The sequence below is a fragment of the Halomonas sp. BN3-1 genome (assembly GCF_003056325.1).
Taxonomy (GTDB): domain Bacteria; phylum Pseudomonadota; class Gammaproteobacteria; order Pseudomonadales; family Halomonadaceae; genus Halomonas; species Halomonas litopenaei.
Genome location: NZ_PYVV01000003.1, coordinates 258,944 through 272,121 on the forward strand (window position 1 = coordinate 258,944; position 13,178 = coordinate 272,121).

At 65.9% G+C, this 13,178-nt stretch carries 8 protein-coding genes; 6 read left to right on the forward strand and 2 right to left on the reverse strand.

All coding sequences use genetic code 11. The features are described from left to right. Positions 1-2 precede the first annotated feature (2 nt). Together C9F12_RS06210 and C9F12_RS06215 are read right to left on the reverse strand one after the other, a co-directional pair. On the reverse strand, positions 3-1,040 hold the full coding sequence (locus C9F12_RS06210; protein ID WP_108448309.1) for a sucrase ferredoxin: 1,038 nt from the start codon (positions 1,038-1,040) through the stop codon (positions 3-5). Further along, on the reverse strand, positions 1,037-1,951 hold the full coding sequence (locus tag C9F12_RS06215) for an ABC transporter ATP-binding protein (RefSeq protein WP_275886750.1): 915 nt from the start codon (positions 1,949-1,951) through the stop codon (positions 1,037-1,039). The genes C9F12_RS06210 and C9F12_RS06215 overlap by 4 nt, the downstream gene beginning before the upstream one ends. 500 nt (positions 1,952-2,451) lie before the next feature. Here C9F12_RS06215 and C9F12_RS06220 point away from each other — a divergent pair, with 500 nt between their 5' ends. The 6 genes from C9F12_RS06220 (at position 2,452) to C9F12_RS06245 (ending at position 13,116) form a co-directional block, all read left to right on the forward strand. Continuing rightward, positions 2,452-4,587 carry a TonB-dependent receptor gene (locus tag C9F12_RS06220; protein WP_108448311.1) on the forward strand — a complete coding sequence of 712 codons (2,136 nt, stop codon included), beginning with the start codon at positions 2,452-2,454 and terminating at the stop codon, positions 4,585-4,587. 340 nt (positions 4,588-4,927) lie between these two features. After that, complete coding sequence (locus tag C9F12_RS06225) at positions 4,928-6,754, forward strand: IucA/IucC family protein (RefSeq protein ID WP_108448312.1); 1,827 nt, start codon at positions 4,928-4,930, stop codon at positions 6,752-6,754. After that, complete coding sequence (locus tag C9F12_RS06230) at positions 6,747-8,018, forward strand: type III PLP-dependent enzyme (RefSeq protein WP_108448313.1); 1,272 nt, start codon at positions 6,747-6,749, stop codon at positions 8,016-8,018. The genes C9F12_RS06225 and C9F12_RS06230 overlap by 8 nt, the downstream gene beginning before the upstream one ends. A gap of 8 nt (positions 8,019-8,026) precedes the next feature. Beyond that, positions 8,027-10,123 (forward strand): IucA/IucC family protein, encoded by a 2,097-nt coding sequence (locus C9F12_RS06235; RefSeq protein ID WP_108448314.1) that lies wholly within the window; start codon positions 8,027-8,029, stop codon positions 10,121-10,123. Continuing rightward, on the forward strand, positions 10,117-10,881 hold the full coding sequence (locus C9F12_RS06240) for an aldolase/citrate lyase family protein (RefSeq protein WP_108448315.1): 765 nt from the start codon (positions 10,117-10,119) through the stop codon (positions 10,879-10,881). Before C9F12_RS06235 ends, C9F12_RS06240 begins: the two co-directional genes overlap by 7 nt. Positions 10,882-10,986: 105 nt before the next feature. Further along, a complete protein-coding gene (locus C9F12_RS06245) occupies positions 10,987-13,116 on the forward strand; it encodes an IucA/IucC family protein (RefSeq protein ID WP_108448316.1) in 2,130 nt (709 codons plus the stop codon). Positions 13,117-13,178: the final 62 nt, after the last annotated feature.

Sequence of the window (13,178 nt, forward strand, 5' to 3'; positions counted from 1 at the left end):
TATCAAGAATATTGCCGATAGCCGGCGTCGATCGATTGAATGCTGGCGGCCCGCCAGACCTGGCTGGGGCTGGACCCCTGGTCGATATCCGAGCACATGTCGATCCGTTCAAGCGTGAGGGTATGGCAATGGACGACCAGCTCACCGCTCGCTTCCCCGACCTTGCCTTTGCCATCGCCCTCGCCGGGCTGGCGCCAACGCCAGACCTGACGGCGGTATTGCTGGCCGTTGTCAGCGTCGTTGTCGCTGTCGCTGCCGCTGCTGCTGCCGCCAAGGTGGCCGGGCATCTCTTGCGGGTCCAGGGCGTTGTCCTCGACCAGCGCCAGTTCAGCGCAGGGCAGGGCCGCGTCCGTGGCCAGCCACTGGAGCGCGGCGACCTCGGCGCACTGCTGGGCCGGGGTCAGGTGGGAGGCTCCGCGATAGCCGGGCAGGAAGCGTTGTCCCTGCGCCTCGGCTTGCAGCATGGGCACGGCCTGGCCGGGCTCGATGCGCCCGTACTTGCGTACCGGTGACAGCAGGATGATGCTCGCGGCGAAGCGGCAACCGCCCAGGTGGCTGCTCTCCCAGACGTCGAAGGGCAGGCGATGCTCCACCACGGCGCGGGCCAGCGCCTTGTAGCTGCGATAGCCGTAGCGCGCGCAGCACTTGTCCTTCTTGCCGTGGGTGCAGCACAGCACCAGGTCGTGGTGCTGTGGTGTGGACGGCCAGCGCTCGAGATCCTCGCCCGCCGCCAGCGCCTCGACGAAGGCCAGCAGCGCACTGCGCTCGAGCTGGAGACGCCGACGCTCCGGCATCAGGATCACCTCGTGGACCTCGGCAGGCTGATCACGACGATGGATCAGATTGACCCGGCGGCCGCTGGCGGCCAGCGCGTCGAGTTGTGCTGCCAGCCCAGGGGGCATGTCGCTGGCGTGGCGCAGGTTGCGCTGCCACCTGGCCCGGGGCCAGCTGATCAAGAGGTTGCGCTCGGCGTGGGCGCCGCTGCCGGGCAGCGGATCCCCTGCTTCGCGAGACAGGTCGGTGCAGAAGACGTGGCTCATGGCCTCGGCCCTGACGTTGTCGAAGGATGCCTTGCCTGAGTGTGCGGCGCCGGCGACTCGTCGGTTGGTCTCTGCTGCTGCGCCTGCGATTCACGGCGCCCCAGCAAAGGTACGCACAGCGGCTTGCCGCTTTCAGGGTCGACCATGACGTGGGCGTCCAGGTCGAAGACGCGCTTCAGGTTGTCGGCGGTGAACACCTCTCGCGGCGCGCCGCTGGTGAGGATGCGACCGTCGCGCATCATCACCAGCTCGTCGGCGTAGGCGGCGGCCAGGTTGAGGTCGTGCAACACCAAAAGCAGGGTGCGCCCCTGGTCGTGGGCCAGTCCCGAGAGCAACTCCAGCAGGTCCACCTGGACCTTGAGGTCAAGAAAGGTGGTGGGCTCATCGAGCAGGATCAGGTCGGTCTGCTGGGCCAGCACCATGGCGATCCAGCAGCGCTGGCGCTGCCCACCGGACAGGGTGTCGACGTGGCGCTCGGCGAACTCGGTGACCCGGGTGTAGGCCATCGCCTGCTTGACCACCTCAGCGTCGCGACGGGCATCGCGTTGCCACAGGCGCTGGTGGGGAAAGCGTCCCATTGCCACCAGCTGGCGCACGCTCAGCCCCTCCGGTGCCGTCGGCCCCTGGGGCAGCAGTCCCAGATGCTGGGCGACCTCGCGGGTGGAGCGACGGTGAATATCCTGACCGTCGAGCAGCACCTGGCCGCCCTGGGGCTTCAAGGTGCGTGCCAGGGTCTTCAGCAGGGTCGACTTGCCGCTGCCGTTGGGACCGAGCAGCACCGTCAGCTTGCCTGGCGCCACCGCGATATCCACCCCGTCCAGTACCAGCCGTTCCTCGTAGCCGACCTTGAGAGAATGTCCCGCCAACGGGTGGCCGAGCGCGGACGCCGCGGTCGATCCGTCTGACGACACGCCTGACGATGCATCGGACCGGTGTCGGGGTGCCGCGCTGGACGAGGGTGTGGTCGGCAAAGAAGGCTGAGATGAGGTCATGCAAGGCCCGCCTGGGGTGTGTGGCAGCAGCACGGTATGACAAAAAATTCTCATTTTCAATCCGGCCAAGCCCGTATCGGCGCGGTTTGTCGGCATGGCGCGCGGCGTTTTAGCACAGTGTGTTGTTAGCTTATGCCGAACGAATGGTTCGCATTTCGTAGACAGCAGGAAAGCGATTAATTAGGATAATCGTTCTCATTTGTATGTGAGATGGCAATAAACGACGCAATGCGGCATCGAGGCTTCGGTAAGGTGCGGCCCTTCGGGAAGGTGGCGAATCGCATCGCCAGCGCTCGCCGGGAGCGGCAGCACGGGGCAGGGACGACGTCCGAGAGCAACGTCCTGGCGTGAGGGACTCGCCAGACCTCGAGTCAGCGTTTGCGCGATCATTCGATTTAGCAAAAGGAACGATGCACGACATGAAACGTCATGCTCTCTGGCCCACCGTTTCACTGCTTGGCCTGGTGGCCGCACAGCAGGTCGCGGCGCAGACCTCCGTCGATACCTCTTCCTCGAACGGCGCCCGTGCCGACGAGGCCCCGACCATGGTGGTGACCGCCTCGCGGACCAATACCACCGCGGAAGATTCGCCGCAGACCGTGCGCATCATCAGCGAGGAGGAGATCGCCCAGCAGCTGGACGTGACCACCGACTCCTCCCAGATTCTGAGCAACCTGCTGCCGTCCTACTCGCCCAACCGCCAGAAGATGACCGGCAGCGGCGAGACCCTGAGGGGCCGCACACCGCTGTTTCTGATCGACGGCATTCCCCAGTCGAATCCGCTGCGTCCGACCGGTCGTGAGGCCCATACCATCGATTTCTCCCAGGTGGAGCAGATCGAGGTGATCCAGGGCGCCAACGCCACCAACGGCGTCGGCGCCGCTGGCGGGGTGATCAACATCATCACCAAGCGTCCGGAGCCGGGTTCCTTCAATCAGCACTTCGGCGTGCAGATGACCACCCCGACCAGCGAGCTGGATGAGGACACCCTGAGCTACAAGACCGACTACGGCTTCAGCGGCAACAAGGGCAACGTCGACTACCTGTTTGGTCTGAGCTACGAGGACCAGGGGCTGTACCTCGACGCCAAGGACGACCCGGTCGGTGTCGACAACACCCAGGGCGACCTGATGGACTCGCGCAGCTATGACCTGCTCGGAAAGATCGCCTACTGGATCGACGATGACCAGCGCATCCAGTTCACCCTCAACCACTACGACATCGAAGGTCACAACGACTACGTCAGCGTGACCGGCGATCGCGACGCCGGCATTCCGACCACCTCCGAGCGTGGCACCCCCGAGGGCGACGCCCCCTTCAACGAGGTCTGGACCACTGGTCTGAGCTACGAGAACTATGACCTGGCCGGCATGCACCTGAGTGCCCAGGCCTACTATCAGGACTACGAGGCGCTGTTCGGCGCCACCGACTCCAGCAGCTTCCAGGATCCTTCGCTGGCGCCGGTAGGCACCTACTACGACCAGAGCTCGGCCAAGACCGAGAAGTTCGGCACCAAGGTCTCGCTGACCAAGGACGACCTGTGGAATGACCGGCTCAAGCTGACCGGTGGCTTCGATACGCTGTTCGACGAGACCGAGCAGTACCTGTATCAGAGCAACCGCACCTACGTGCCGCCCACCGAGTACACCGACCTGTCGCCGTTCTTCCAGGCCGAACTGCAGCCCATCGACTCGTTGCTGCTGTCCGCCGGGGTGCGTTATGAGTACGCCGAGCTGGATATCGATGACTATCAGACGGTGTGGGCCAACAATGGCGTCGACGTCGAGGGCGGCAATCCTGACTTCGACGAGACGCTCTACAACGTCGGCGCGGTGTGGAAGCCGGTCGATCGCGTCAGCCTGTTCGCCAACTACTCCGAAGGCTTCTCGATCCCTGATGTCGGTCGTGCCCTGCGCGGCATCGATACCCCGGGACAGTCCGTCGACAGCATCGACAATCTGCGTCCCATTGTCACCGAGAACGTCGAGACCGGCGTGCGCTTCGAAGGAGATCGCCTGTCGGCAGAGCTGAGCTACTACGAGTCCACCTCCGACTTCGGTAGCCGCCTGACCGAAGAAGACGACGTCTTCGTCATGAACCGCCAGGAGACCCAGATCACCGGTATCGAGGCCTCGGTGGACTACGCCTTTACCGAGCGCCACTCCGGTCGCCTGGCCTATTCCCACATGACGGGTCTGTATGACAGCGACGACGATGGCGACCTCGATGCCGAACTGTCCGGCCTGGATGTCTCGCCGGATCGTCTGATCGGTAGCTGGTCCGCCAACTGGACCGACAAGGTGTCCACCTTCCTCCAGGCCAACTACTCGTTCGATGAGACCTATGACGAGGACGATCGCGAGTTCGACGGCTATCTGCTGGTGGACGCAGCGGTGGGCTACCAACTGCCTACCGGCAAGCTGAATGTGGGCGTGTCCAACCTGCTCGACGAGGACTACATCACCTACTACTCCCAGAGCGCGCTGGTCAACGACGACCGTTACTTCGCCGGTCGTGGTCGTACCCTGACGGTAGGGTATAGCGTCGACTTCTAAAGGCTGCGTTTGTAAGCACTACGGCTGGAAAGCGCTACTTTTCGTAAGCGCCGCTAGTCGGCTGACCCGGACCGCCGCCAGGACGGCGGCGGTCCACGCGGACGGGCCGTGGTGCCGCTTCGATGACACCAGGCAACGCCTGAGGCTGTTTTCAGGCCATCTGCAGAATCAGTTTCCAGATCAACGACTTCATAACAACGTACGCAATAACAACTACGCCATAACAACAACCCTTCGCCAAGTGACTAGCCAGGAAAGCGCGGTTTCCCCTGACGAAAGGCGTCGATGATTCGACGTCCGGGGAAGCAAAACAAGGAAGGAATCCTTGCGGAGGTTGCACATGCAATTCCCCCCATGTACTCGCACCCCTGGCGAGATCGCTCGGCATGCCTCACAGCATGCCCTGCTCAACGGCATCATCAAGGAAGTGGCTATCCCCCACGACCTGTTGAGCCACCACTGGCCCGCCAACAGGCGTGGCCTGCCAACGAGCCTCCAGGGCCTGCCATTGCAGGTCGCCTGGTCGTCTTCTTTAACCTTGTTCGTGCTGGTCGATCGCCACTCGGCGATGGGCTGCCATCAGGTTGTGTCGCCGCTGTATCTGCGCCGCAGCCTCGATCAGCCCTGGCGGGAGGCCGATACCGACGAGCTGGTATCGGCCCTGCTGGAAGATGGCCCCTGGCGCGAGGCCAGCCCCAACCCCGAGTTCGGCGACCAGGTGCTGCAGAGCCAGGCGGTGATGGCCTCCATCATCGAGGACGCTCGGCGACGCCCCCATGACCCGCTCAAGGACTACGCCGCCAGCGAACAGGGGCTGTGGTTCGGCCATCCCAATCACCCCACCCCCAAGGCCAGGCAGTGGCCGCAAGGCTTGAAGGGGCAGGGCAGGGACTGCTCCCCCGAGTTTGGTCAGGGTACCCGCTTGCACCAGTTCTCGTTTCCGGCGCAAGGGCTACGGATCGCCTGCAATGGCCTGGAGCCCGGTGAGGTGCTCAGCCAGGCCGCCGACCAGAGCGCGGAGCCCGAGGCCGGGCGGGTGGTGCTGGCCATGCACCCGGTCCAGGCCGAGCTGTTTCGCCAGGCGCCGGATGTTGCCGCGCGGATCAACGACGGCAGCATCCGCGACCTGGGCAGAAGCGGCCCGCTGGCGCTGCCCACCGCCTCGATGCGTACCTGGCATGCGCCCGAGCATCCCTGGTTCATCAAGGGCTCGCTCAACGTGCGCATCACCAACTGCGTGCGCAAGAACGCCTGGTACGAGCTCGAAAGCACCCTGGTGATCGATCGCATCATGAGTCGCTTGATCGACAGTGAAGACCCGGCGCTCGAGACCCTCGAGCTGGCTCGGGAGCCCGCCACCCTGCACTGGGCCCCGCAGGACGCTGACGACGATCAGCGCCGCTGGTTCCGTGAGCAGACCGGGGTCATCCTGCGCGAGAACTTCTGTCAGCGCTTCGGCGCCGAGCGCTGCCTGCTGGCGGCGACGGTATTCGCCCGTGACACCGAACTGGAGCCGATGGCGCCATCGTTGGTGGCGCGCGCGAGTTCGCCTGCGTCCGCTGCTGTGAGCGGCGCCCCCGCCGACGATGTGCCCGAACACAGGATCGTCGACTGGTACAAGGCCTATCTTGGCGCCCTGGTCGAGCCGGTGCTGGCGCTGTATTTCCGTCATGGCATCGTGGTCGAGCCGCATCTGCAGAACTGTGTGCTGATCCATGACCAGGGCTGGCCCCGTCGCGTACTGCTGCGCGACTTCGAAGGCGTCAAGCTGACCGAGGATCAGGGCCTTGACTGGCTCGCCGGCGAGACGCTGGATGAGCGCGTGCGCGCGTCGATGACCTACAGTCGCGACAAGGGCTGGAAGCGCATCGCCTACTGCCTGCTGGTCAATCACCTGGCCGAGGCGATCCTGGCGTTGAGCTGGCGCCGCCCGGCCCTGGCCGAGCGTCTGTGGGAGGCCACCGGGGAGGAGCTTTCGCGGGTCAGGCAACGGCTCGGAGTCGCCACGCCCGAGCTCGATGGCCTGCTCGCAGGCGGCGACTTGCCGTGCAAGACCAACCTCAAGCTCAGGCTGATGGCCCGGGCCGATCGTCACGCCGACTATGTGTGGCTGCCCAACCCCTGGCATCAGCTCGCAGGTGAGCGTCTGGAGGTGGCCCATGGCTGACAGTGTTGCTGTCTCGGGGCGCAGCGAGGCCCAGCGGCTGCCGCCAGCGGTGCGGCAGGCGATACGTTGCCACCAGGCCAAAGCGCAAGATCCCATCGCCGCCTTCGTCTACGACCTGGAGGCGCTGGCCGCCCGGGCGCGCTCGATCAAGTCCGCGCTGCCCGAAGGTGTCGAGCTTTACTACGCCATCAAGGCCAATAGCGAGGCGCCGGTCCTCGGGACCTTGGCCCCCATCGTGGACGGCTTCGAGCTGTCCTCCGGTGGCGAGATCGGTCGCATGCGGCAGGTGACGAGCACGCTGCCCTGGGTGCTGTCGGGACCGGGCAAGCTCGACACGGAGATGGCGTTGGCCATGGACGAGGGCATCGAGGCCTTTCACGTGGAGAGCCTTGGCGAGATCGCGCGGCTTGAGCGACTCGCCGCAGCCAGGGGATGCCACCAGGCGGTGCTGATCCGCATCAATCCGACCCTGCCCGAGGCGCTGTCGAGTCGTCTGCGCATGGCCGGTACCGCCACCCCCTTCGGCATCGACGAAGCCAGTCTTGGCGAGGCGGTGGCGGCGGTGGACGCCGCTGCCCATCTCACCCTGGTCGGCTTTCATATCCACGCCATGTCCCACCAGACGAGTGTGGCGCGCCACCAGGCGTTGCTGGACGGCTACCTGGCGCGCTGGCCCGAATGGCGAGCGCTTGCCGCCTCGCCCGCCAGGGTCACCCAGCTCAATGTCGGGGGTGGCATCGGCGTCGACTACATGGCGCCGTTCGAACCCGAGCGTCAGTTCGACTGGCAGGCGTTGTGCGCCCATCTGGACGCGCGACTCAAGGCGATGGCTCAGGCCCCGCGGGTGCGCTTCGAGATCGGCCGTTTCCTGAGTGCCTTCTGCGGCTACTACGCCATCGAGGTGCTGGACACCAAGCACAGCCATGGTCAGGGCTTCGTCGTCTGTCGTGGCGGTACCCACCAGTTCCGGCTGCCCGCGGCCCAGGGCCACGACCACCCGGTCATCCACCTGCCGAGCGGGGAGCGCGGCGAAGCGTCGTCCGGCGAGAAGCGACCCTGGACGGTGGTGGGGCAGCTGTGTACGCCCAAGGACGTGCTGGGGCGCGATCGACTGCTTGCCGATGTTGCCCCGGGGGATCTTCTGGTGCTGCCGCTGGCCGGGGCCTACGGCTACAACATCTCCCATGCCGACTTTCTGTGCCACCCAAGGCCGTCGCAGATCTTCATTGGCGCCGACGGGGCGTCATCCGACACCGCACGCTGAGGTTATTCATGTCATCACCTTCCTACGTTGCCGAGCCCGCGACGGGGTCCGCTGACGCCGCCGCTGACGTCGCCACGCCTCGAGTTGCCCCCTGTGTTGCTCCCAGTGCTGATCCCGCTGCCGTACCCTTTGCCAGTTCCGACGACTGGCGTCATCGCCCGCGCATCGAGCGGCGGGTCATCGGCCAATTGCTGCAGACCCTGCTGTACGAAGACGTGCTCGAGTATCGCTGCGAGCACCTGGCGCCGACTGAGGGTGAAGGGCAGGGGCGTGAAACCACCTTTGTCGTCTCCCTGGGAGAGCGCGACTATCGGGTGCGAGGCTGGCTGTGCCACAGCTTCTCACTGATTCGCCTCGATCATCAGAGTCTGGCTGTTGCGTCGACACAGGCGTCGGCTCGGGCGTCGACAAAGGCGCCGGCTCTGGCCGGATACGATGGTCGGACCCAGTCGCCGTCGCTCTCGGAGTTTCTGGACGACCTGGCGTCCACACTGAGCGCCAGGGCCGAGGGAGACCTTCAAGGGCGGCTGCAGCCGGGGTTCATCAACGAGCTCAAGCAGACCCTGATCAAGGACCTGCAGTCCTCGACGGCAGCGCCCGTCACCGGTAAGAGCGCGCCGCACGTTCTCGACGCCGACGCCCTGGAACAGTACTTCACCGACGCCCACAGCTACCATCCCTGCTACAAGTCTCGGCTTGGCTTTACGCTTGGCGACAACCGTCGCTTCGGTCCCGAGTTCGGCCAGCCGCTGCGGGTGCTGTGGCTGGCGCTGCCGGCGCGGCTGGCACATCAGGGGGCTGCTCCTGGTCTCGGCGCCCTGGCGACGTTCGCGGCCATGGCCGATGCCGAGCTGGGCGACGAGGGATCGCCGGCCAGGGAGCGTCTGGCCGAGTGGCTAGTCGAGCGAGGCCTTGCGCGCGAGCAGGCGGTGGTGCTGCCGGTGCATCCCTGGCAGTGGGAAAACGTGCTGGTCGGCGCGCTCTACCCGGAGCTTGCCAGTGGCGAGATCGTCCTGCTCGGCGAGGGCGAGACCCGCTATCGCCCGCAGCAGTCGATTCGTACCCTGGCGCCGCTGGATCATGATCGGCGCGCGTCCCCGACGCCCTATCTCAAGCTGGCGCTGGGGATCACCAACACCTCCAGTACCCGCATCCTGGCGCGCCATACCATCACCAACGGCCCCATCATCACCGCCTGGCTCAAGCAGCTTCTGGAGAGCGACGCCGGCGCCGGGGCGGCCAACGTCGTGATCCTCGGCGAGGTGGCCGGGGTTGCCCTGGACGAACGCGCCTTTGGCGGCCTGCGCCATGACGAGGTGTACGGCCAGGCCGGGGCCCTGTGGCGTGAGCACATCGACGGCTTTCTCGCCCCTGGCGAGCAGGCGGTTCCCTTCAACGGCTTGAGCCAGTGTCTACGCGACCGAGACGGGGCGCCCGCAGAGCCCTTCATCGCCGACTGGATCGCCCGCCACGGACGCGACGCCTGGACCCGCCAGCTGGTGAGGGTGGCGACACTGCCGATCATCCACCTGCTGTTCGCCGAAGGGGTGGGGCTTGAGTCCCACGGCCAGAATATCGTGGTGATCCACCGAGACGGCTGGCCATTGCGAGTCGCGCTCAAGGACTTCCACGACGGGGTGCGCTTCTGTCCCTCGGCGCTGGCCCGTCCCGAGCTGGCCCCCAGCCTGGAGCCGTTACCGGCGGCCCACGCCGCGCGCAACCGCAACTCCTTTATCGTCACCGATGACCTGGCGGCGGTGCGCGACTACTCCTGCGACGCCTTCTTCTTTATTGCCCTGGCCGAGATGGCGATCTTCCTCGAGCGTCACTTCGGACTCACCGAGGGCACCTTCTGGGCCATGGTCGCCGACGTCATCACCGCCTACCAGGACGCCCATCCAGAGCACGCCGAGCGCTATCGCCAGTTCGACGTCTTCGTCCCCGAGTGGGAAGTGGAAGCTCTGACCCGCCGGCGGCTGTTCGGTGACGAGGTGCCTCAGATCAAGCGGGTGCCCAATCCCCTGGCCGTGCATGCGCCGGCGTCGCGCCCTGCGTCTGTGACCACGGGGAAGGATGCAGCGACACAGGAGCGCACCCCATGCTGAGAACCAATCGCCTGAAACGTGCGCTAAGCGAGCAGCGCGAGGTCTACGGCGTGCTGGCCTCGTTGCCCACGGCGGCGTCGATCGAGCTGATCGCCGAGGCCGGCTTCGACTTCGTGGTGATCGACACCGAGCACGTGCTGATCAACCCGGAAACCGTCGAGCACATGATCCGCACCGCCGAGAGCTATGAGCTGACGCCGCTGGTGCGGGTCGCCGACGACAACCCCAAGACCCTGCTGCGCCTGCTCGACGGCGGCGCCCAGGGCATCGTGTTGCCGAGCGTCGAAGACCCCGAGCGACTGGCCGCTGCGATACGTGCCTGCAAGTACGCCCCCCAGGGCACGCGCAGCCTCAACGCCGGGCGCCCAGGTGCCTTCGGCAAGCACTCCCTGGCCGAATACGTTCAAAAGGCCAACGACGAGATCCTGGTCGTTGCCATGATCGAGAGCCGGGCCGGCGTCGAGCGCATCGACGAGCTGTGCGCCGTCGATGGTCTCGACCTGGTGCTGGAGGGCGCCGCCGATCTGTCCCAGTCCCTGGGCGTGAGCTGGCAGACCGCCCACCCCGAGGTGCTAAAGGCGCTTTGCCGGGTGCAGCAGCGCGCGGCGGACCACGGCCTTCCCTACGCCGCCTTCCTGCGCCATGCGGACGCCAAGGCCGAGTGGCGCGAGCGCGGAGTGCGTACCTTCCTGCTCGGCGACGAGCGGGGCATCGCCTTTCGCGCCCTGACGAGCGCCTTGAAGGAGGCATGCGCATGAGGTGCCTGTCGCTTGCTTCCGGTGCCCCTGTTGCCCGAACCCCGAACCCTGCTGTCGCGCCTTCGTCGGTGCCCCCGATTGTTGCAGTTGCAAGGAGAGCCCAATATGGCCGCGTTTGATTCCGTTTCTTCACCCGTTCCTTCACCCCAGGCGAGGCGCCTGGCCAGCGAGCAGATCCTTCAGTCGCTGGTAGATGGCCTGCTGGTCGAGGGGATCCTCGAGATCGACTCGCTGGCCGGTGATGACAGCGATGCCCGTTCGTTTGCCGCTGAGCTGTTTGGTGATGAGGTGCTGGTGGTCCATCCAGCAGCGCGATTGTGGCGCCAAGTGCGGGCCCAGGGTGCTAGCCAAAAGATCAGCCTGGTGATGCTGCTGGAGCCCGGCATTGCCCAGGACTGGCAGAAGGTGCCCGGCACGCCAGTGCTGGCGCTCCATGGGGGAACACCGGCGCCCCTGGACCCCGTGGCATTGATGCGCCGGGTGTTCGGCGGCGATGACCAGACCCTGACACCGGGCCAGCGCGTCTTTCTCGACGCCCTTGAGGACAGCCTATGGCAAGCCACGGCCTCCATGGCCCACGGCGTGGACACCCGCCATCTTGCCTCCCTGGGCACCCTTGAGCACTTCACCATTCTGGAACAGTGGGCGTCGCTGCTCGACCGGCCCTACCATCCCACCGCCAAGGCCAAACAGGGTTTAAGCGCTGCCGAGTACCGCGCCTATATGGCCGAGTTTGCCAACCCTGTCGAGCTCTACTGGGTGGCGGTAGCGCGTCACCGGCTGACCCATGGCGCAGGGGTGGGGGCTCTTGAAGCTGGCGCGGTGTCGGGCGCCGATAGAGCGGCTTCGGGCGCCGATAGAGCGACAGCCGGCGCGAGGTCGGGCGGCGATAGAGAGAGCGCCCCTTTGGAACAACCCGCAGACTGGCTGCTCGCGGCCGAGGAGCGTCAGGCACTCGCCGATGAGATGCTCGCCAAGGGAATCGCCGATAGCCACCTGGCACTGCCGGTGCATCCCTGGCAGCACGATCATGCCCTGCCGAAGTGGCTCGCCGAGGACTTTGCCGCTGGTCACTGCATCACCCTGGAGGTTCGCGCCGGGCGCTGGTGGCCGACCTCGTCGCTGCGCTCGCTGCTGCCGGCTGTGCCCTCGTCAGACGGCGCAGCGCATAGCCTCAAGCTGCCCATGGCCATCCACTCGCTGGGAGCCTCGCGTTACCTGCCGGCGGTGAAAATGATCAATGGCGATCTGAGCGCAGGGCTGTTGGAAGAAGCCCGGCAGCGCGATCCACTGCTGGAAAGCGCCTTGCACCTGTGTGACGAAGGCAAGTGGTGGGCTTACCTGCCCGAGGACGCCAGCCTGTTTGATGAGGCCCCGCGGCATCTGAGTGCCATGGTACGCAGCTACCCGCGGGCACTGCTCGAGCAGGTCGGCACCCAACTGGTGCCCATGGCGACCCTGGGTACGCCGCTACCGATGGTCGGGGCGTCCGGTCCTGCGAGCACCAGCGCCCATCACGTCTTCGATGACTGGATGGTGCAGCGTGGCATGGAACAGGGAGCCGCGAGCGCACAGGCGCTGTTTGGCGAGCTGTGTGCGCGCTTTTTCGAGATCAACCTGCGCATGCTGAGGCTTGGCATGCTGGCGGAGGTGCACGGCCAGAACGCCGTGCTGGTGGTGCGCCAGGGTAGGGTCGAGGGACTGTTGCTGCGTGATCATGATTCGCTGCGTATCAACGTCGGCCAGCTCGAGCGTCACGGCATGCAGGATCCCTGCTACCGGATCAAGCCGGGTCACGCCAACACCCTCTACCACGACAGTCAGGAGGCGCTGTTGTTCTGGCTGCAGACCCTGGCGATCCAGGTCAACCTGCGCGCCATCATCGACACCCTGGCGGGACACTATGGCCTTTGCCAGCGCGCGCTATGGCGGGATCTGGCGGTTCAGCTCGAGGCCCAGCTCGACGCCGTGCCCTTCGATGCCGCCGAGCGCAACGCCTTGAAGTCCGCGCTGTTCGAGCGCGAGCGCTGGCCCTACAAGCGCCTGATCGCCCCGATCATCGAGCGCGCCGGCGGCCCAGGCAGTATGCCTTTTGGCGTCAGCGAGACCGTCAATCCTCTGAGGGCCTGCCAGGGGGCACTGGCACATCAGGAGGCCGAGGCAACTGCTGGTGTCGAACAGGGTGTCAGTATCGCTGGCGAAGCCGACCGCCTGAAGACGCTGCAGCAAGCCTGAGCCCATTGACAGGAAAATGCACGGCGGCATCGGTGAATACCGATGCCGCCGTTTTTACACGC

Coding starts and splice junctions, on each gene's coding strand:
- C9F12_RS06210 (WP_108448309.1), bottom strand. CDS start 1,040: ATGAGCCACGTCTTCTGCACCGACCTGTCTCGCGAAGCAGGGGATCCG.
- C9F12_RS06220 (WP_108448311.1), top strand. CDS start 2,452: ATGAAACGTCATGCTCTCTGGCCCACCGTTTCACTGCTTGGCCTGGTG.
- C9F12_RS06225 (WP_108448312.1), top strand. CDS start 4,928: ATGCAATTCCCCCCATGTACTCGCACCCCTGGCGAGATCGCTCGGCAT.
- C9F12_RS06230 (WP_108448313.1), top strand. CDS start 6,747: ATGGCTGACAGTGTTGCTGTCTCGGGGCGCAGCGAGGCCCAGCGGCTG.
- C9F12_RS06235 (WP_108448314.1), top strand. CDS start 8,027: ATGTCATCACCTTCCTACGTTGCCGAGCCCGCGACGGGGTCCGCTGAC.
- C9F12_RS06240 (WP_108448315.1), top strand. CDS start 10,117: ATGCTGAGAACCAATCGCCTGAAACGTGCGCTAAGCGAGCAGCGCGAG.
- C9F12_RS06245 (WP_108448316.1), top strand. CDS start 10,987: ATGGCCGCGTTTGATTCCGTTTCTTCACCCGTTCCTTCACCCCAGGCG.